Origin of the sequence: Sinorhizobium sp. NG07B (assembly GCF_002532005.1) — a bacterium.
GTDB lineage: Bacteria > Pseudomonadota > Alphaproteobacteria > Rhizobiales > Rhizobiaceae > Sinorhizobium > Sinorhizobium fredii_C.
This window is the reverse complement of sequence record NZ_NWTD01000001.1, coordinates 1159774-1179805: the sequence shown is the minus strand read 5'-3', so window position 1 is coordinate 1179805 and position 20032 is coordinate 1159774. Positions and strand designations below refer to the sequence as shown.

Annotated in this window: 18 protein-coding genes; 6 read left to right on the top strand and 12 right to left on the bottom strand. The window is 62.8% G+C overall.

What is annotated here, in order from left to right:
• Positions 1-36 precede the first annotated feature (36 nt).
• The 5 genes from CO664_RS05685 to CO664_RS31550 form a co-directional block, all read right to left on the bottom strand.
• Positions 37-804, bottom strand: a complete 768-nt coding sequence (locus tag CO664_RS05685; RefSeq protein WP_097538122.1) for a TfuA-like protein — start codon at positions 802-804, stop codon at positions 37-39.
• 4 nt (positions 805-808) lie between these two features.
• Entirely contained in the window at positions 809-2047 is a 1239-nt protein-coding gene (locus CO664_RS05680) for a YcaO-like family protein (protein WP_234820094.1), read from the bottom strand.
• Entirely contained in the window at positions 2031-5105 is a 3075-nt protein-coding gene (locus CO664_RS05675) for an AAA family ATPase (RefSeq protein ID WP_141471679.1), read from the bottom strand. The genes CO664_RS05680 and CO664_RS05675 overlap by 17 nt, the downstream gene beginning before the upstream one ends.
• A 296-nt stretch (positions 5106-5401) precedes the next feature.
• A complete protein-coding gene (locus CO664_RS05670; RefSeq protein WP_097538120.1) occupies positions 5402-6529 on the bottom strand; it encodes an ATP-dependent RecD-like DNA helicase in 1128 nt (375 codons plus the stop codon).
• An 11-nt stretch (positions 6530-6540) separates the two neighbouring features.
• Positions 6541-6672, bottom strand: coding sequence for a hypothetical protein (locus CO664_RS31550; RefSeq protein ID WP_272939087.1), 132 nt, complete (start codon positions 6670-6672; stop codon positions 6541-6543).
• Between the two features lie 145 nt (positions 6673-6817).
• Here CO664_RS31550 and CO664_RS05665 point away from each other — a divergent pair, with 145 nt between their 5' ends.
• From CO664_RS05665 to CO664_RS05650, 4 genes are all read left to right on the top strand, one after another.
• Positions 6818-7906, top strand: a complete 1089-nt coding sequence (locus CO664_RS05665; RefSeq protein ID WP_097525373.1) for an AbrB family transcriptional regulator — start codon at positions 6818-6820, stop codon at positions 7904-7906.
• A 140-nt stretch (positions 7907-8046) separates the two neighbouring features.
• Positions 8047-8421 (top strand): lipoprotein, encoded by a 375-nt coding sequence (locus CO664_RS05660; protein WP_037415719.1) that lies wholly within the window; start codon positions 8047-8049, stop codon positions 8419-8421.
• Positions 8405-8953, top strand: a complete 549-nt coding sequence (locus tag CO664_RS05655) for an RNA polymerase sigma factor (RefSeq protein WP_097538119.1) — start codon at positions 8405-8407, stop codon at positions 8951-8953. The genes CO664_RS05660 and CO664_RS05655 overlap by 17 nt, the downstream gene beginning before the upstream one ends.
• Positions 8950-9762 carry an anti-sigma factor gene (locus CO664_RS05650; RefSeq protein WP_037415713.1) on the top strand — a complete coding sequence of 271 codons (813 nt, stop codon included), beginning with the start codon at positions 8950-8952 and terminating at the stop codon, positions 9760-9762. The genes CO664_RS05655 and CO664_RS05650 overlap by 4 nt, the downstream gene beginning before the upstream one ends.
• A 9-nt stretch (positions 9763-9771) precedes the next feature.
• Here the strand turns inward: CO664_RS05650 and CO664_RS05645 are convergent, their stop codons facing one another.
• The 4 genes from CO664_RS05645 to CO664_RS05630 form a co-directional block, all read right to left on the bottom strand.
• Positions 9772-10149 carry a nitrile hydratase accessory protein gene (locus CO664_RS05645; RefSeq protein ID WP_097538118.1) on the bottom strand — a complete coding sequence of 126 codons (378 nt, stop codon included), beginning with the start codon at positions 10147-10149 and terminating at the stop codon, positions 9772-9774.
• Entirely contained in the window at positions 10136-10795 is a 660-nt protein-coding gene (nthB, locus tag CO664_RS05640) for a nitrile hydratase subunit beta (RefSeq protein ID WP_097538117.1), read from the bottom strand. Before nthB ends, CO664_RS05645 begins: the two co-directional genes overlap by 14 nt.
• A complete protein-coding gene (gene nthA / locus CO664_RS05635; RefSeq protein WP_097525369.1) occupies positions 10792-11436 on the bottom strand; it encodes a nitrile hydratase subunit alpha in 645 nt (214 codons plus the stop codon). Before nthA ends, nthB begins: the two co-directional genes overlap by 4 nt.
• Before the next feature lie 79 nt (positions 11437-11515).
• Complete coding sequence (locus CO664_RS05630) at positions 11516-12109, bottom strand: LysE family translocator (RefSeq protein ID WP_097538116.1); 594 nt, start codon at positions 12107-12109, stop codon at positions 11516-11518.
• Between the two features lie 516 nt (positions 12110-12625).
• Between CO664_RS05630 and CO664_RS05625 the strand changes: the two genes are divergently transcribed.
• Positions 12626-13471, top strand: coding sequence for an aldo/keto reductase (locus CO664_RS05625; protein WP_097538115.1), 846 nt, complete (start codon positions 12626-12628; stop codon positions 13469-13471).
• A 212-nt stretch (positions 13472-13683) separates the two neighbouring features.
• On the opposite strand, the gene ilvN is transcribed toward CO664_RS05625, so the two are convergent.
• The 3 genes from ilvN to CO664_RS05610 all read right to left on the bottom strand — a co-directional run bounded on the left by ilvN (position 13684) and on the right by CO664_RS05610 (position 17641).
• Positions 13684-14256 carry an acetolactate synthase small subunit gene (gene ilvN / locus CO664_RS05620; RefSeq protein ID WP_012708543.1) on the bottom strand — a complete coding sequence of 191 codons (573 nt, stop codon included), beginning with the start codon at positions 14254-14256 and terminating at the stop codon, positions 13684-13686.
• A 23-nt stretch (positions 14257-14279) separates the two neighbouring features.
• Complete coding sequence (locus CO664_RS05615; RefSeq protein WP_037415689.1) at positions 14280-16058, bottom strand: acetolactate synthase 3 large subunit; 1779 nt, start codon at positions 16056-16058, stop codon at positions 14280-14282.
• Positions 16059-16300: 242 nt separating this feature from the next.
• Positions 16301-17641 carry an Ig-like domain-containing protein gene (locus CO664_RS05610; RefSeq protein WP_097538114.1) on the bottom strand — a complete coding sequence of 447 codons (1341 nt, stop codon included), beginning with the start codon at positions 17639-17641 and terminating at the stop codon, positions 16301-16303.
• Positions 17642-17908: 267 nt separating this feature from the next.
• Between CO664_RS05610 and CO664_RS05605 the strand changes: the two genes are divergently transcribed.
• Positions 17909-19879: an ATP-binding protein gene (locus tag CO664_RS05605; RefSeq protein WP_172900186.1), complete on the top strand. Its 1971-nt coding sequence runs from the start codon at positions 17909-17911 to the stop codon at positions 19877-19879.
• Positions 19880-20032: the final 153 nt, after the last annotated feature.

The following is a 20032-nucleotide window of genomic DNA, read 5'->3' as shown; positions in this document are numbered from 1 at the left end:
GCACAATTGCCCCCTCGATTTGGTAAATACCGGCAATTACGGATTCAATTTATAAGTGTTCACTAAATTTGAGTCAATCCCGCCGGCTTCCAGGTCCCGGATGAAAGTGTTCGTTGCAATCCACGGCATGTTTCCGCCCGCGCCCCGAGCCTTTTGCGCAAGGGCTCGTGCATTGTGGAGCGCTGACAGAGCGTCCAGTTCTTTCTGCCTCACCACCGCCCGCCGTAGCACCTGCGCCTGCTCGGTGGACCAGCCGGCTCTTTCCAGCGCGGCCGCGAGCGTACGCTCTCGAAAGTTCATGTCTCGCGCCATTGTTGTAAGCGTGCATCGCTCGGCTGGCGAAATTAGACCGCGACGCGATAAGGAGGAGAAGGTTCGCTGAAGGTCAACCAGAGAATCTGTGAGCGGAAGGAAGCCAAGCTCGGCAGGTGCCGAATGAACAGCGACGGCATCATCAGCAGCAAGCTGGCAGCGCCGGTACCATCGATAAATCAGGCCGACCCCGATCATTCCGAAGTCGCAAAGCTCCGCAGCCCTCAGCGCTCCCATGCTCGCGGCACCTATCATTGTGATCCCCTGCGCCATCGCCCAGAGGATTTCCTTGTGCCGGACGGCCGGGCGGTCTTCGAATAGGCCGTCAATAAGTAGCATGGCGCGAGGCCGAAACGCATGCGCGGCGAGCACGATATCGCCTTGCGCGACGGGCTTCAGATAGATTGCGTCGAGAGCCGCCTGGGCTTCGGCAAGGCGAAGTGTCGGGCCAAGAAACACCAGGATTGGACCGTCGTCGTTCGCGCTCGCCATTCAATCACCTGAGGACAAACAAGGCGTGAGCCCCGGCAAGGACCGTCCTGACGCAATGAACATTCGTGTCCCTGTCGTAGCCAAGCGGCACGGCGATGATCGGGCCTAGGCCGGAAGATCCTACAACGGACACGAGCGTCGCGGGATCAGCGATAGCAGGCGATGCGGGGACTCGCACCGGCCTCCCGAATTGCTCATCGAGAATGAGCACGCGTGCCTTTGCAACCGCGGCGTCCACACTTCTTCTGTAGTGCACTCTCGTCTGGTCGTCGCGAGCACCCGAGATCGCCCCTGCCCGGGCCGAGAGTGCTTCCAACATGGCGTTTGCGGCGGCTGCCTCCAAGCTTGGACCGGCGCCATAGCCTTCGGTCGGCAGGGCGAGGATCGGTTCTCCGGGACCTGTCTCGATCGTCTGGCACCAAACCACCGGCACGCCGGTCGGCGATGGCGCATGCCAAAGGGCACAGGAGATCCCCAAGGCTGCGGCGGCTGAGCGGATATGGTCCACGCGCGAGCCAAGCCCGGTAGGAGGAATACGCATCCTATCGAAGAATCCATGCGTGACAAAGGCACGGGCAATTGCATCGCGCTCGATGCACTCGAACAGCCCGTGCAGAAAAGCACTGCAAGCATCCATATGGCAGGCGAGACCAGTAGTCGTGCGAACGAACAGACCATCGCCCGGAGGTGGCGGCTCCGTGTAGCAAGTATGCACCAGCTCCAACGGGACGGGCTGTGGGCGACCGGTGACAATGTCGACGCCCATGATCCAGGGGATGACGTGTCTTTGCCATTTCTCCCGGTAACTCGGCAGCAGCAGGGCCTCGAACAGCCCGTCCGGGACTTCTAGCTCCTCGGCCGTGGCGGGAAACGTCCACTCAGGCGGGATGGCTTCGGCGTAGTAGCGTTCGAGCGCTTCCATGATCGCTCCCACGGCCGCCTCTGCTATGAACATGCCCCGCCCCAAGGACGTGACCTCCGACAGCGCCGCGGGGCGAATGGCCTGCACCACCGGAAGGCCGATGCGGTCGAGACCGGTCAAATCCGCAAGCCGCGTTATGCGCGCGCGGTGGCAGAGGGGGCGAATCCTCCTCAGCCGCCGTTCCGCCTCTTCTGGTTTTGTCGCCTGAGTCCAAGGCCGTCCAAGGCCCGAAACGATTGCTTGGTGAAATGCGGGGAGTTCCTGGATGCTGAACGTCTGGCCCTCCGCCGCGTCGTCCTTGGGGTCAAAGCTTATCGGCAACGCCGAGCTCCCGGATTGAACGTTTGGCGCGGTGCAGCAGAGCCTTTGCCCCTTGACGCTCGGCAATCTCGACGGCGCAGCGCAAGTCAGCAAGGGCATGGTCCGAGTTTGCTGCGGCCCGTATCCGAAGAACCGCACGGCACCGGAAAAGCTCGGCGAGCCAATAGGCGTGGTAGGTTTCTTGCGCCCTTTCGATCGCCTCATCCGCAACTTCGATCGCCGCATCGTACTTTCCCGCAAGGCCAAGCATCGTGGCATGCATATAGAGGTAGATTGGCAGGTCGATAACGGTGCCGAGCTCTTTCAGGAGAGTCAGACCGCTCTGAAAGGTCTGGTGGCCGGATTCCAGGTCTTCGAGGTGCGCCGCGCCCCACCCCCTAAAGAGAAGAGAAAGCGCGGAGAGCGATTGCATTTCGTGCTTCGTCGCAAAGTCCGCCATGCGATCCGCTACATCCGTTAGGTGCTCGAAATCGTCGCGGTAGAATGCGGACACCGCTTCCGTGTCGAGCGAATGGGCCTTGCTCGGTACATGCGCGATGCGGTCGACGAAAGTGATCATTCTCGAAAGCGCCGCATTCGATTCGCTCGTCCTTCCGGTCAGCCACAGTGACAATGCCATTTGGCCGAGGCCGCAAACCTTGGCATCGTGGCCCCCATAGAGAGTCCGGTTGCTCTTCGCCCTCCTCTCGTCATAGAGCGCCAACCCCGCCCGGATCGCGTCTTGCGTTTGCCGGTGGTGGCCAAGGTTGAAATCGATTGCCCAAATGCAATGGTTGACCTGCAACCTGATCTCTGGATCCTCGACCTCCGCGAGCATGGACTGCACCTCGAGAGCGCGGTCATGCATGACCCGAAAATCCGGCCCGGTAAGCCACCATCCCCAATAGATCGGAAACCACTGGGACTGCTCCGACATCGGCTGGCGGCGGGCAATCGCCACCCCATCCTCGTATAGTTGGCGGGCCGGTTGTGAACTCATCCCGACCATGCCGATCAGTATCGGCCCCAGTGCCGTCAACGCCGCCAGCTGCAAAGTCTCGACGGCGCTCTCCTCACCCAATTCGCTGCAGAGCGCCAGCGCATGTTCCAGATACTGGCGCGCCTCGATCATTGCCGAGCGGCTCGAGCTCTCCTTCCCGGCCGCGATGAGCAGTTCGACCGCATTCTCGATGAGCCCGGCCCGTTCGGCATGTTCGGCCAGTGCGCCGGTGTCGATCCAGGCGGCCATGCCGCGGTTCTGGTTGACGGCGCCGAAGAGCCGCCGGTGCAGCACCTGCCGCTGTTTGCGCAGCAGCGCGTTGTAGATCGTCTCCTGGATCAGCACGTGGCGAAAGCCGTATGCAATGCTTCCTGGCGCGCGTACACGCGTCAGGAAGCCGGTCTCGCACAGCATATCGGCCGCACTTGCGATCGCCTTCTTGCTGAAATCGGGCAGAAGCACGCGCAGCAGGGGCAGGGTCACCTGCGTGCCGGCGGCGGCCGCCGCACGCGCCACTTCCCGGGCCGGCCCCAGATGCTGCAGCCGTGCGTCGAGTATGGATTCGAATGCGGATAGATGGACCGGCTTCATGGTCTCCGACAGGCTCGCCTCATCCGCTTCGGCACTTTGGGATGCCCATTGGCAGATTTCCTCGATGAAAAGCGGGACGCCGCCGGATATCCGTTCCGCCACTTCGAAGAGCTCCGGCAGCCTCGCCAGCCGATGCTCAGGCCACTTCGCCCTGATCGCCAGCCGCGTTTCGTCGCTGTCGAGCGGCCGCAACGACAGCCGCAGCGGGTTTGCCGTATCCAGCCACTCGACCGGTGCACCGCGGCGCGACGTCAAGATGAGAAAGATCGGGAATTGACCGATGAGCCGGGCTGCTTCGCCGAGCAGATCGCGCGAAGTCGGGTCTATCCAATGGATGTCCTCAACGGCGACGACCACAGGGCCGCTTCGCGAGACCGCTTCCAGCGTCCGCAAAAGCGCCCGGTGCGCCTTTTCACGGATCGCCTTGGGGTTGTCATTCGCCAGAAGCTGGTTTCGTCCCTCTGCTCCGAGCAGATAGGCGAAGACCTCGATCGCCTCCTTGTCCTCGATGCCGTTGCGCTCGAACAATGTCGCCACATCGGATGCCGTGACGCCCATCTGGCCGTTTCTCGTCGTCGACCCGGGAAAGCTGTGCAGCAGGGGATGCAGCGTCGAGCGCAATCCCCCGGGGAGGCACTGGAAGAAAAACAGCTTCGAGCGCCGATCCCGCGTTCTCCTGCGGATCTCCCGCAAAAGGCGGGACTTGCCGATGCCGGCGTCGCCCTCGATGAGCAGGCTTGCGCCCCGCCCGGCAAGAACGCCGTCCCAGGTACGAGCGATCGTATTAAGCTCGCTCTCGCGGTTGATGAACGGACCGCCCAGTCGCCCGTACGCATGGAAGCGATCGACCTCCATCTTGTGTCCGAGCGCCCGCCACACTTTCTCGGGCGTTGAAAAGCCCTTGAGCGGCTTACTGCCCTGAAAAACGAAGGCGTGCGATCGCCCTGCCAGGTTTCGTGTCTCCTCCGAGACCAGGACGCTGTTGGGCTCGGCGATGACTTGCAGACGAGCGGCCATGGCGAGTGCCGCTCCGGTGACGGGCTCCTGCAGCCAGCTCTCGCGCTCCATGTCGCGGATGAGCGCCGCGGACGTGGCGATGCCGACGCGGACGCGAAGATCATCCCGTCCCCACTCTCGGCCGACGCGCTTGCAGGCGTCGACGATGTCGAGCCCCGCCCGGATGGCGAGCGAAGCCGCGTCCTTGGCATCGAGATCGATCGGAAACAGCGCCACGCCGCCATCGCCCGCCTCGTGCTGCATCACTCCGGAATGCGCGGCGATCGACTGCCTGCTCGACCGCTGGAAGGCGGACATCAGATCCTGATAATCCTCGATGTCCATGACATGCAGGAGATCGGTCGACCCTACGAGGTCGTAGCAAAGGGCGGTAACGATATGGCGCTCGCTGCCGTGTGCCGACGAACCGCCGGCGCGCGCCGTGCGACTGACTGCTTTTCGTGGTGTATTGGTCCGGTTTTCGCGCAGCATGCACCACCACCCCGCGTTCGGCAGCGCGCCCCCGAAGACTATACGCGCATGTTCAAGACAAATAAGCTGGTTCTTGCAATTTCTGAAATATCTGGCTTGAGAGGCGTGCTGCAGACCATGCGTCACGCTCCCCACTTGGCGTAGCCAAGGCTGCTCACCCAACCGGTCTATGTCAATCGGCGCAGAGTTGCAACGATCGAGAATGCTCTATTGGGTCTGAATGGACAAATCCAGTCCGGCTGCGATGGCGGCCGCGTAAACAACAAGCCCGTCCTAAGCGACGGATTTACAGACCATCACCGGACGATCGTCAGCCGCTCCGCCGCGCGGGTGATTGCCGTATAGAGCCAGCGCTCGCGCGTGTCGCGGAAGGCCCAGCTCTCGTCGAAGAGCACGACATTGTCCCATTGCGAGCCCTGCGCCTTGTGCACGGTCAGCGCATAGCCGTAGTCGAACTCGTCGTAGCGTTTGCGGGTGGACCAGGGAATCTCGCCCTCGACGTCCTCGAAGGCTGCCTTCAAGAGCTTGATCTTCGCCGCGCCGCGATCCATATCGTCGTCCTCGGGACGGATCATCAGGTTGATCCCCGGCTTCACCGTCTCTTTCGACGAGCTCATCACCTGCCAGAGAGAACCGTTGAGCAGGCCTTTGGCAGGATCGTTCCTCAGGCAGACGAGCTTGTCGCCCGATTGAGGATACTCGCTCGAAAAGCCCTTCAGCTCGCGCAGACGTTGGTTGTAGCGCCGCCGCGTCCGGTTGGTGCCGACAAGCACCTGGTCGGCTTCCAGCACCAGCGGCTGGGTGACCTCGCTCTTGGAGATGATCTGTGCCGTGCCGTAGTCGCCCTGCATGATCTCCTTGCCCTCGCGAACATGCATGGCGAGCTGGATGATCGGGTTGTCGCGCGCCTGGCGGTGGATATCGGTCAGCAGATAGTCCGGCTCGTGATTGGTGAAATAGCCGCCGCCCGACACGGGCGGCAACTGACCCGGATCGCCGAGCACCAGGATTGGCGTGCCGAAGCTCATCAGGTCCTTGCCGAGCGCCTCGTCGACCATCGAGCATTCGTCGATGATGATCAGCGCCGCCTTGGCGACCGGGCTCTGGCGGTTGATGGCGAACATCGGCGCGATCGAGGTCTTGCCGGTCTCCTCGTCCGCGACCTCCTCCTCGCCACGAGGCCGGTAGATCAGCGAATGAATGGTCTTGGCATTGCTGGCGCCCTTGGAACGCAGCACCTGCGCGGCCTTGCCGGTGAAGGCCGCAAAGAGCACCTCGCCGTCGACGTGCTCCGCGAAATGCCGTGCCAGCGTCGTCTTGCCGGTGCCGGCATAGCCGAACAGCCGGAAGAGCGGCGAGCGGCCTTCCTTCAGCCAACGCGAAACGGCCTTCAGGGCCTCGTCCTGTTGCGGAGCGAATTGCATGACCTGCAGTGTCAGGATTCGGTGGCCAGGCGCAAGCCCGGATTTCTGTCTGGCGTCGGTGTGGATGCTTCGGCGGTCACAATGCCGTCGAGCGGCTTCAGCGCGAAATCTTCTGCGGCGGGAGCACCGGCAATCACTTTCATGCGCTGCGCGCCGAAGCCCTGTCTGGATCAAGATCGCCTGTGGCAGTTTCTTGCCACGGCACTTGAAACGGCTCGCGCGATGCTGCTAACAACAGGGCGGCTGCATACTGTGTGCACGAGCGGCCGTCCTCGCCGGAGAATGCCGTTGAAGCCGGAACAGCCCGCAACGCCGATGACCCCCGAAAGCAGCCGGCTTGGTCGCTTGCCGCGCATCTGGCAATGGTGCCTGCTGGGCGTGCTTTCCCTGCTGCTTGCTGCTCTCTTCGAAATGGCGGGCATTCCGGCCGGGCTTCTCATGGGCCCCATGGTGGCCGGCGCGCTTGTCGGCATGAATGGCGGCACGATCCGCCTGCCCCGCCAGTTCGTTTTCTGCGTCCAGTTCGTCCTGGCGATGATGATCGCCGGCTCGATGCGGCCCGATCTGTTCGCCACCTTCTCCAGCAATTGGCCGCTCTTCCTCGCCGTCATCCTGTCGGTGATCGGCGTCAGCACGCTGTGCGGCTGGACGATCACGCGGATGCGCATCCTGCCTGGAACGACGGCGATCTGGGGGTCCTCGGCCGGTGCGGCCTCGACCATGCTGCTGATGGCCGACGCCTATGGCGCCGATGCCCGCCTCGTCGCCTTCATGCAATATTTGCGGGTGGTCTGCGTCGCCGGCGCCGCGACGATGGTCGCGCATCTCTGGGTCAGCGGCACGGAGGCCGAGACGGCAACCCATTGGTTTGCGCCGGTCGCTGCCCTGCCCTTCCTTGCGACGCTCGCCGTCGGCATCGTCGGCGGCTTCCTCGGCAAGCTGCTGCGCGTGCCGGCCGGCGCTTTCCTCGTCCCCTTCGCGATCGGCTCGGCTCTCAATGTCTCCGGCATGCTGACGATCGAATTGCCGCAATGGCTGCTGGCGCTCTCCTTCGCGCTGCTCGGCTGGAACATCGGGCTGGGCTTTACCCGCAGCATCATCGCGCATGCGCGCCGGGCCTTCGTGCCGACGGTCGTCTCCATCCTCGTGCTGATGGCCTCTTCCGGTTTGCTCGCACTGCTCCTCACCAAGGCGGTCGGCATCGATCCGTTGACAGCCTATCTCGCCACCAGTCCCGGTGGCCTCGATTCCATTGCCGTGATCGCCGCCTCGAGCGATGTCGACCTTCCCTTTGTCATGGCGCTGCAGACGGCCCGCCTGCTGATCATCACGCTGATCGGCCCGGCTCTTGCCCGCTTCGTCGCCGACCGGGCCTGACGCCGTCACGGCACCCCAACGCAAACGCGAAGCACCTTCCCGTCATTTGCAACCATCACGAGCGCCTAGGGAATAAATTCTTGGCCCGCCGTGTCTCATCCATGAACCCGCTTGGAACGGTTCTAGGAAGGAGCCCCGCAATGAGAACGATCCCCTTGACCATCACCATTTGCCTCGTCACCAGCGCTTCCGCTTTCGCGGCACCGCCCGTCAAAACGGTTGAGAGCGAAAAAGGTCCGGTGCTTGCCGCGGCAAACGGCATGACGCTCTACACCTACAAGGATGATCAGAAGGGCGTCTCCACCTGCTATGATCAATGCGCAAAGAACTGGCCGCCCTTCATGGTGGAAGGCGACGCGATGGCAGAAGGCGCCTATTCGATCGTCGAACGCAAGGACGGCAGCAAGCAATGGGCAAAGGACGGCATGCCGCTCTACTTCTGGGTAAAGGACAAGAAAATGGGCGATATCACCGGTGACGGTGTGAAGGGCGAATGGGATGTCGCACGGCCGTGACGATTCGGAAGCAGGTGCGAATGCTTCCGCACCCGACGCTTTCGAGGAAGACGTCCTCACCCTCATGCCGGCGCTCAGGCGCTATTCACGTAGCCTCGCCCGATCCGACACGGACGGCGAGGACCTTCTCCAGGACTGCGTCGAAAAGGTGCTGGCGCGCCGGCAGCAATGGCGAGGCGTGAACCTGCGCGCCTGGGCCTTCACCATCATGACGAACCTGTACCGCAACCGTCACCGCCATCGCGCCTTGCATCCCGAGGTCGAATATGAGGAGGCTCTTGGCCTCGTCGCCGAAGACCAGAATGCCGACCCCCTGCAAAGCCGGCGGCTCGAGCGCGCGCTGGAGCGGCTGTCGGTCGACAACCGCTCCGTGCTGATGCTCGTGGTGATCGAAGGCTACCGCTATCAGGATGTGGCGGAGATGATGGCTATCCCGATCGGCACGGTGATGTCGCGCCTGTCGCGCGCGCGCCGCCAGCTCGCCGAAGCGATGAAGGACGACAACGTGATCGCCCTGCGGAGACCGAAATGACGGACGAATTCAACACCGTCTCCGAAGACGAACTGCATGCCTATGTCGATGGCCAGCTGAGCGAGCCGGAGCGCAGGCGCATCGAAGCCTGGCTCGAAAGGCACCCGGATCGCGCTCAGGAAGTCCGCGAATGGCAGGCCCAGGCGGCTGCGCTCCAACACCATTTCGCATCCTATGCCCGTGATCATGAAGGCGATCGGGCGCTGGTCTCGGCCCGTCGAGGCCGGGGGCACGGCGTTGCCTCGGCCCCTGCGCCCGTCCTCCTACGGATCGCCGCCGGTCTCCTGATCTTCGCGGCCGGTGCCCTGACCGGGTTCTACGCCCCTGCGATCGTCTCCGGGGATCGGTTGCCCGCGGCGGCCGAGAGCACCGACAGCCTTCCGCGCCAGGCGCAATCCGCTTTTCTCGTCTATGCGAGCGAGGTGCGCCATCCGGTCGAGGTCGGCGCCGACCAGGAGGCGCATCTCGCCACCTGGCTCGGCAAGCGGCTCGATTACGGGTTGAAGATTCCGGATCTGTCGGCTTTCGGATTTTCGCTCGTAGGCGGCCGGCTGATCCCCGTCAACGGCACGGCGGGCGCCCTGCTGATGTATGAGGACGGCTCCCGCCAGCGGCTCACCGTACTTCTCGGCCGCAACAGCGACAATCGCGAGACGAGCTTCCGCATCGCGAGCCAGGGCGATCTCGAAACTTTCTACTGGATTGACGGCGAGATCGGCTACGCGGTTACCGGCGAGGTGCCGCGCAGCCTCCTGCAGCGGGTCGCCGACGCGTGTTACCGCCAGTTCGAGGGGTCGGAGGGCTCATAGCACGCGGGCTCATCCTCGTCGCAGCGGATCGTTCTCCAGGACGATAGGCTTGCCATGCGGCGTCCCTTCGGCAGCACGCTGCCAGCTTCGGACGAGCGCCTCCAGCTCCGGCCCAGAGGTGATGGAAAGCTTCTCGACCAGGTGGCTGAGGGTCGCCACCCAGCAATCATAGTAATCGCTGCCGTCCGGCTTCCGGCCGGGCTTGTGGAGCTCGGCCGAAAGCGCCTCGGCCCACTCGCTCCAGGAAAACACGCCCTGTTCATGGAGCCGGACGGTCATGGCGAAGGCGGCAGCCTGCCAGGGCTCAGCAAAGACTGGATCGCCGTCCGCCGATTTCGGCAGTTCGGCAGAGGCGACAAGTGGAGAGGTGGTGCTACACGGACTCAAGATAGCTCTCCCAGGCATCGATCGAGACGGTCAATGACGGATCGCCGCCCTCACCCCAGATCTCCCCGCCATCAAAGACGACCGTGTAGACCCATTGCGGGTTCTCGCCCTTGCCGTGGGCGTTGTCGTCCGGAAAGACAAAACTGCCCTGCACCGCTTCCACCACGCCGACTTTGGCACGGGCGTAGCGCGGCAGGCGCGTGTGGGTTTCCGGATGGAAGTTCTTCGTACGGACACGGTCGCCGACGCCGAAACGCGGCTTCGTATCGACCGGCCGGTCGCAAGGCCCGCCTCTGGCGAGCACGCCCGCCACCATATCGGCCTTGAGCACCCGCTTCGGCTCCCGCCCCTTCTCGTGCATATGGCCGGCATCGAGCTCCGCTTGGGTCACGAAGCCGTGGCGCTTCAGGAGCGTTTCCAGCGCACGAGTCCAGATCTCGTAATAGCTTGCCGCGAGATAAGTGGCGGGGGGCAGGCTTTCGCGCGCATGCCGGCTCTCGTCGATCGTCCAGGCGCCGAAGGCTCCGCAGGAGAGCGTGATCCCGAGTGCGCGCTTTTCCCATTCCGCATGGAAATAGGGCTCGTCCTTTTCCGGCGCGATCGGCCCAAGGCCATGCTGGCCGCCAGGGTCGTGAGGCCCGTTCATGGCTTGGCCTGCGGTGAAAGGGCGAGCCCGGTGCCGATCATCGAATCGCGCGTGACGAGATCGGCGAGCGCCTCCTCGCTGAAGTCTTCGGTGCCGTCGGGCCGCTCCGGCACCACGAGATAACGCAGCTCCGCGGTCGAATCCCAGACGCGGATCTTCTTGTCGATCGGCAGCTCCAGCCCGAATTCGGCGAGCACGCCGCGCGGATCGATGACGGCGCGCGAGCGATAGGGTGGCGCCTTGTACCAGACGGGCGGCAGGCCGAGCACGGCCCAGGGATAGCAGGAGCAGAGCGTGCAGACGATGAGATTGTGGGTATCGGGCGTGTTGAAGACGGCGCGCATGTGTTCGCCCTGCCGGCCGGTGAAGCCGAGACTGGCGATCGCCGCCGTTGCATCGCGCTTCAGCCAGTCCGCAAACTCCGCATCGCTCCAGGCCCTGGCAACGACGCGCGCACCGTTCCTCGGACCGACCTTCGTCTCGTAGGTGTCGACGATCGCATCGATTGCCGCCGGGTCGATCAGTCCCTTCTCCGTCAGCACCGTTTCCAGCGCCTTCACCCGCGCTTCCACATCGGTGAAATGATTGTCGTGATGGTGATGGCCGTGATCGCCGTCCTGGCCACGATGATGCTCGGACATTCCGTGCCTCCTCCACCGGAAACCCGGCCATTTCTAATGCATCAGGGCGGGAATCGGAATCGATATTTCAAGAGTTACTCTACTTTAGCATCGGCCAGAGGCTGACGACGAGCAGCACGGCCATGGTGATGTTGAACCATTTGAGCCGCGCCGGCTCGGAGAGCCATTGCCTCAGCGCCGAGCCGAAGCCTGCCCAGGTCGAGACGCTCGGCACGTTGACGAGCGCGAAGACGAGGCCGACGACGAGCACGCTCGCGAGATAGCGTTCGCCACTGGTATAAGTGGCCATGGCCGAGACAGCCATCACCCAGGCTTTCGGATTGACCCATTGAAAGGCGGCAGCCTGGAGAAAAGTCAAAGGCGCAGCCCCTGACTTGCCCTCGCCAAGCGAGCGCGAGGATCCGATCTTCCATGCAATCCAGACGAGATAGGCGCCACCGGCGAACTTCAGCCCGGTGTAGAGAAGCGGCACGGAGTGAAGCAGCGCGCCAAGGCCCAGGCCAACCGCAATCAACAGCAGGAAGAAGCCGCTACCGATCCCGAGCATATGCGGGATCGTACGGGCGAAGCCGAAATTCACGCCCGAGGCAAACAGCATCATATTGTTCGGGCCGGGCGTGATCGATGTCGTGAAGGCGAACAGGAACAACGCCAGAAGCGTATCGGCTTGCATGCATTTCTCCCAAGGCATTGTTCGAGACGGTCGTCGGCAGCGACGTTCCGCATTTTGGAAATTTAGGTCAGCCTAGCTGACCTAAATCCAAAGACCAGTCAAATCTTGTCATGGTTACAAAACCGGAAGCGATGAATCGCCCGATACGTCGGTAGGAGGCAACAAAAAAGGCCGGGTGAAAACCCGACCTTCCTCATCATCTCGACCTGCCGATGCCAGTACATCCGTGGTCAAAGGCAGGGAGATGACATCTGTTGAACGAATGTCCCGCACCGAAATGGCCCGCCTCGCGTCTCCGAAAGGCAACCAAACTCGGGAGGACCCAGCGACATCGTGCCTTGGCGCAATAAAGAACGTCGCCGATCAACATCGATGAGCCGCCTGTCGTGAGACAATGTGGTCTTCGCAAGGCATTGGACGAAATTTTCAATCAGGTCTCCTGTCGCCCGCAGATCATGGACTTTTTCCGCCCGGGTGCCATTTTGTCATTGTCAGAAGCGAGCGAGGGCGCATGTCATGCACGATCCTATCCCGACCACCACGTTCCCGGATGGGCGCAAGGTTCCGGTCCTCGGTCAGGGAACCTGGCGGATGGGCGAGAACCGCACCACGGCTGCCGACGAAATCCGCAGCCTCCAGATTGGGCTTGATCTCGGCATGACGCTTATCGACACGGCCGAAATGTACGGGAACGGCGGCTCCGAGCGGATTGTGGGCGAGGCGGTCCGCGGCCGTCGCGACGAAGCCTTCATCGTCAGCAAGGTGCTGCCCTCCAATGCCAGCCGGTCGGGCACCATTGCCGCCTGCGAGCGTAGCCTCCGCCATCTCGGCACCGACCGCGTCGATCTCTATCTGCTGCATTGGCGCGGCGGCTATCCGCTCGCCGAAACCCTCGCCGCTTTCGAGGAGTTGAAGCGGGACGGCAAGATCGTCGCCTGGGGCGTTTCGAACTTCGATGTCGACGACATGGAGGAATTGATATCGGTCCCGGGCGGCGGCAGCGTCGCGGCAAACCAGGTGCTCTATAACCTTGGCCGCCGCGGCATCGAATACGACCTCCTGCCCTGGTGCCGCGACCGCAGCGTGCCGATCATGGCCTATTCGCCGCTCGACGAAGGGCGCCTGCTCCACGATGCGGACCTCGTTCATATCGCCAAGGCGCACCAGGCGACCCCCGCTCAGGTCGCTCTCGCCTTCCTAAAGACCCGCGCCGGCGTGATCTCCATACCGAAGACCGGCTCTGCCGAGCGCGCCCGCGAAAACCGCGACGCCATGGATATTCACCTGACGGCGGAAAACCTCGCCGAACTCGATCGCATCTTCCCGCCGCCAAGACGGAAGATGCGGCTGGAGGTGATTTGAGAACACAGGAAGATAGCCCTGCCCAAAAGGAAGAATGCCCCTCCCCACAGGTGGGAGGGGCTTAACCTGCCGAGCCCTCTGCGGTAATTAATTCCTGGCCTTTGCATCGAGCACAAAGCGACTGAAATTGCAGGAGCGCGCCGCGGGCGCCAAGCCCCTCCCACCTGTGGGGAGGGGTTGGGGCGGGGCGCGCACGAAAGGTGCGCAATCCCTCACATCCCCTGCGGGCCGCGGTTCATTGCGGCAATGCCCGTGCGGCAGACCTCGATCAGACCGAGCGGCTTCATGATTGCGATGAATTGCTCGATCTTCGAAGGCTTGCCGGTGATCTCGAAGACGAAGTGATCGATATTGGCGTCGATGACCGAAGCGCGGAAGGCATCGGCAAGTCTCAGCGCCTCCACCCGGTGCTCGCCCGAACCGTGCACCTTGACGAGCGCCAGCTCGCGCTCGACCGGCCGGTCGTGGCCAAGCCCTGCGGCGCGCACGGTGAGGTCGACGACGCGGTGCACCGGCACGAGCCGCTCGAGCTGGTTCTTGATCTGCTCCAGCACGTGCGGCGTGCCGCGCGTGACGATGGTGATGCGCGACAGATGCGCCTCGTGCTCGGTCTCGGAGACCGTCAGGCTTTCGATGTTGTAGCCGCGGCCGGAAAAGAGGCCGATGACGCGGGCCAGCACGCCCGGCTCGTTGTCGACGAGGACGGAGAGCGTGTGCGTCTCCGCAAGCTCCGTCTCCTTGGCGATGAAATAGGCGGAGCCCGTCGGTTGAAGATGTGCGCTCATTCTCTTGTTCCTAATCCTTATCCTCAGACGAGCTGGCGGCCCTTGGCATCGATGGCATTGGCAACCGCCTCGTCCGTCGCCTCGTCGGGAAGCAGCATTTCGTTATGCGCCTTGCCGGACGGGATCATCGGGAAGCAGTTGGCGAGGTTGGCGACGCGGCAGTCGAAGATCACCGGCGCCGGCGTGTCGATCATGCGGCGGATCGCGTCGTCCAGTTCGCCGGGCTTCTCGCAACGGATGCCGACGCCGCCATAGGCTTCGGCCAGCTTGACGAAGTCGGGCATCGCTTCCGTATAGGAATGCGACAGCCGGTTGCCGTGCAGCAGTTGCTGCCATTGGCGGACCATGCCCATGTACTGGTTGTTGAGGATGAAGATCTTGACCGGCAGCCCGTACTGGACCGCGCAGGACATTTCCTGGATGCACATCTGGATGGATGCATCGCCGGCGATGTCGATGACGAGGCTTTGCGGATGCGCCACCTGGACGCCGACAGCGGCCGGGAAGCCGTAGCCCATGGTGCCGAGGCCGCCCGACGTCATCCAGCGGTTCGGCTGCTCGAAGCCGAAGAACTGCGCCGCCCACATCTGGTGCTGGCCGACCTCGGTGGTGATATAGGTGTCGCGGTCCTTGGTGAGCTCATAGAGCCGCTGGATCGCATATTGCGGCATGATGACATCGTCGCTCGGCGTATAGGCAAGCGAATTGCGCGCCCGCCACTTGGCGATCGACCCCCACCAATCGTTCAGCCGTGCCTTGTCGACCGTCTTTGCCGCCGCGTGCCACAGCCGGACCATGTCTTCGAGGACGTTGCCGACATCGCCGACGATCGGAACGTCGACCCGGACGTTCTTGTTGATCGAGGACGGATCGATATCGATATGGATCTTCTTGGAGTTCGGCGAAAAGGCGTTGAGGCGGCCGGTGATGCGGTCGTCGAATCGGGCGCCGATGCAGATCATGACGTCGCAGTCATGCATCGCCATGTTGGCCTCGTAGGTGCCGTGCATGCCGAGCATGCCGAGCCAGTTCTTGCCGGAGGCCGGATAGGCGCCGAGGCCCATCAGCGTCGAGGTGATCGGAAAGCCGGTGAGGTCGACGAGCTCGCGCAGGAAATGCGCCGCCTCCAACCCGGAGTTGATGACGCCGCCGCCGGAATAGATGACCGGTTGGCGCGCCGACTTCATCAGCGCGACCGCTTCCTCGATCTTCTTGAGGTCCCCTTGGGTCTTCGGCTGGTAGCTCTTCTGCGTCGGCACGGCGGAAGGCGGCGTGTAGGTGCCGGTCGCGAACTGGATGTCCTTCGGGATGTCGACGACGACCGGACCCGGACGACCGGACTGAGCGATGCGGAACGCCTCATGGATGATGCGGGCAAGATCGTTGACGTCCTTGACCAGCCAGTTGTGCTTGGTGCAAGGCCTCGTGATGCCGACCGTGTCGCATTCCTGGAAGGCATCCGAGCCGATCAACGGGGTCGGAACCTGGCCGGAGATGCAGACGAGCGGGATCGAATCCATCAGCGCGTCCTGGAGCGGCGTGACCGCATTGGTGGCGCCGGGACCGGAGGTGACCAGCATGACGCCGACCTTGCCGGTGGAGCGGGCATAGCCCTCGGCCATGTGGCCGGCGCCCTGCTCATGGCGGACGAGAATGTGCTGGATCTCTTCCTGCTGGAAAATTTCGTCGTAGATCGGAAGCACGGCGCCGCCCGGGTAGCCGAAGATGTGTTCGACACCATTGTCCTTCAGGGCCTGGAGAACGATCTCCGCCCCTGTCATCTGGTTTTCAGTTCCGCTCATTGGCCTGCTTCCGTCCCTTTTGTAAGGCTTGGGGTGATTAGCTTGTTTGAGGACATAAAAAAAGGCCCCATCAGGAGCCTCGTTCAGCGCATGGGTGGCTACCGCCGGATGGTTACACCATCCTGCCCATGCGCCGTCCCACCACAAGAATAACCGCGAAATTTTTCATGGGTCGATTTGATAAACAGAAAACCGTGACCCGTCAACGCCGATTTAACGGACGTCCTTCCCGGACCGGACCCTTAGAACACAAGGAAATCCTCTGCGGCGAGCGAAGTGCCACGGCTCACGATGGCGAACCGAACGGCATCTGCGCCCCCGGTGCCATCCGCATCGTAAAATAGCTCCCCACGAGCTTGGTCATATACGATCCGGTCGTCCTCGTCGGACGCAGCCTTGCCAAAAGCCAAGGTCTCACTGTCCAGCGTGCCTACCGAGAGCGCCGCAAATACAGCAGCGTCCAGCCTGAACAGGTCATCGGCCGCGCAGAAGTCGAGGACGCGGTCGCAGCTTGCCGTGTCCGGGGCAACGTCGAACAGGAAGGTATCGGCTCCCTCCCCCCCGATCAGCTTGTCGCGACCGACGCCGCCGCTGAGGATGTCGTTGCCCGCGCCGCCATTCAGCCGGTCATTGCCCGCCATGCCCTCGAGTGTATCGTCGAACCGGCTACCCGCGATCCGGTCGTTGCCGCCCGCGGCGACGACCAGCACAGGGTGATCATATGCCTGATAGCTGATCTTCTCGGCGGCATCTGTCAGTATGATCGATTGCGTGGGCGGAGTGACCGTTATGGTGATGGTCGCCAGATTGCTGTTTCCCTGACCATCGGTGACGTAGATGGTGAACCTGTCGGTCCCGAGAAAACCCGCCTCGGGAGTGTAGTCGAACAGGTTTCCACTGAGGAAATCCTGATGAAAGTGAAGGCTGCCCCCGTATTCACCCTGGGGGAATGGATAGTAGCCGCTTTCGTAGCGCGTCTCCTGTTCCAGCGTGCCATGGGCCGGCCCCTCCACGACGATGAAGGCCAGCAGATCGAAATCGGCGTCCGCCGCACTAAAGGCCACGTCGTCGAGGGACTGGCCAGGGAGAATCGTGAAGTTCATATCGGTCGCTACGGGGACATGGTTGACGAAGCTGTCCAGGTGCAGCGCGCCATCCCGCAGGATGATCTGGTGTTGGCCGTATTGCGTGTTTTCGCCGCCAAAGTATTGATTTGCGCCGATCCAGGTCACCGTGATGTCGTCGGGACTCTCCGCGGTCACTGACACGATCTGGGCCGAAAGATAAGCGGCCTGATCAGACAAGCTGCGAATGTAATTGCCCTCGTTGTCGAAGACGAGGGTCTCTATCGTCGTTGCGACCTCGGTCCTGCCGTCATGGGTGAAAGTCGTGATCGTGAAGAACCCGTCGAACACGTCGATCGAAGCCACTTCAATCGAACCGAAAGGGTAATCTGCGCGTGCGCCGACGGGGCCGAGAACATCCCCATTCGATGCCGTTATCGTGAAGAGGACCGCATCAGGGCTTTGATTGTCGAGGTCCTCCCAGACGGTCAACTCGCTCCCATTGCTCAAGCTCGGCATGGCTTCCCCCTCGTCGACGCGGAGAAATGAATGGCTGCGCGGTCCATTCCGTGGATAACACGAGCCATTCGTGGCTACATCCCTCAATGCTTAGGGATGCGAGCGAAGTTCATTGTGAGCCGTTTGAACCTGAAGGGCGCCCCATAGTGCGCAACCACTTATTAAAATCGTTTCGTTATTCTGGAACGCTATTAGCCGAGGTGTGTCTTGCTCAACAGTGAAACTCAAGCTCCGATCAGCGCCGGAGAACAGGACCGCCGCGACGGCATGAAGCCGGGGAACCGTTTCCTCGGGCGGGTCGTCGCGTGCAACGGCTCGCGCGCAACCATCGCAGCCGTGGCCGAGGGGGGCGAGACCTCCCTCACCGAACTCTGGTCGGTCGGTCGGCTGATTTCGATCTCAGTCGGCACAAACCGGATCGTCGCTCTGGTCTGCTCCATGCAGACCGCGGCCGAAGAATGGAGCGAGGAGACCAACAACACCTTCCGCATCGAGGTCGAATTGATGGGCGAAGTCTTCAAGCGCCCCGACGGACAGGAAGAGTTCTCAGCCGGCATCAGCCGCTATCCCTATCTCGGCGCCATCGCGCACCGGATCCGTGCAGCCGATCTTGCGCGGATCTATGATTCCCGGCAGGCGGACAGTTGCGTCATCGGCAAGCTGACGCAGGACGAAAGCCTCGATGCCACCATCCATGTGCCCTCGATGCTGGCCAAGCATTTCGCCATCGTCGGCACGACCGGCGTCGGCAAGTCTACGGCCGTCACACTGCTGCTCAACAAGGCGATTGCCGCCGATCCGAAGCTACGCGTCCTGATTCTCGATCCTCACAACGAGTTCGCGGCCGCCTTTCCGGAGAGTGCGGTGGTCATCGAGACCGATACGCTCGACCTGCCGTTCTGGCTCTTCCGCCTCGAGGAATTCGCGGAAGTCCTCTTTCGCGGTCGGCCGCCCGTGCCCGAAGAGCTCGATATCCTGCGCGATGTGATCCCGGATGCCAAGAAGGCCTTCAAGGGCGGCGAGTCCGGCCTAATGCGCCGTCAGACCGAAAAAAGCTCGATCACCGCGGACACGCCGGTCCCCTACCGCATCGCCGATCTGCTGGCGATGATCGACGAGCGCATCGGCCGGCTCGAGGGCCGCAACGACAAGCCGCATCTGCGCTCGCTGAAGGTGAAGATCGTCTCGGCGATCAACGATCCGCGCTATCACTTCATGTTCTCGTCGAACACGATCACCGACACGATCCAGGACACGATCGCCAAGATCTTCCGTATACCGGGCGAAGGCAAGCCGATCGCCACCTTCGAACTCGCCGGCATTCCGTCCGAGGTCGTCAATTCGGTCGCCTCGGTGCTCTGCCGCATGGCGTTCGAAATCGGCCTCTGGAGCAATGGCGGCATCCATATGCTGGTGGTCTGCGAAGAGGCGCACCGCTACGTGCCCGCCGATCCGACGCTCGGCTTCCTGCCGACGCGCCAGGCGATCGCCCGGATTGCCAAGGAGGGCCGCAAATACGGCGTGTCGCTCGGCATCATCACGCAGCGCCCGGGCGAGCTCGATCCGACGATCCTGTCGCAATGCTCGACGGTCTTTGCCATGCGGCTCGCCAACGACCGCGACCAGGAAATCATCCGCTCGGCGATTTCCAATTCGTCGATGTCGACCACCAGCTTCATTTCCTCGATCGGCAACGGTGAGGCGATCGCATTCGGCGAGGCCGTGGCAGTGCCGATGCGCATGCGCTTCGGCCGGGTCGAAGAGGCGAGGCTTCCCCGCGCCCACGGCATCATCGACAAGGTCGACGAGGATCAGCCGCCGGTCGTTGACCTTCGTTCGATCGTCAGCCGCATGCGCGCCATGAACGGACCGGACATTTCGAGCTTTCAGCAAAGCTATCTTGCCGCCCAAAGCAACCTGGCGGTTCCCTATGAGGATCGTACCGGCGATGCGCCCGACGAAGTCGAGCCGATGGATCTGCGCGACGATTTCTCCACGTCCGCGCTTGAATCCTATCGGCCCGAAATGTTGCCGCGCGGGTCCGAGCCGACCAATCCGCAGCTTGAACGCTTCAACCAGATCCGCGACCAGATCCTCTCCGGGCAGGCGGAAAAAGACGCCGCGCGAATGCTGAACACGCCGGCAGTGCCGGAGCGCGGCTTCTCGGCCTCCGCAACCTCGGGATCGCTGCGCGAGAGCCTGCTGAAGCGCCCTCTCGGAAGCATCATCCGCAAATAGCAGGGATCGGATCGCGACCTCCGACGTTGTTGCCATAGAACGCGCAGCAACAGGACGGGAGGCTGCAATGGACGAGCGAGAGGCCTGGCAACGGGAACGCGGACTGTGGCTCGAAGGTGCCGGCGCGTACCAGCAACTGCTCGACGACGAATG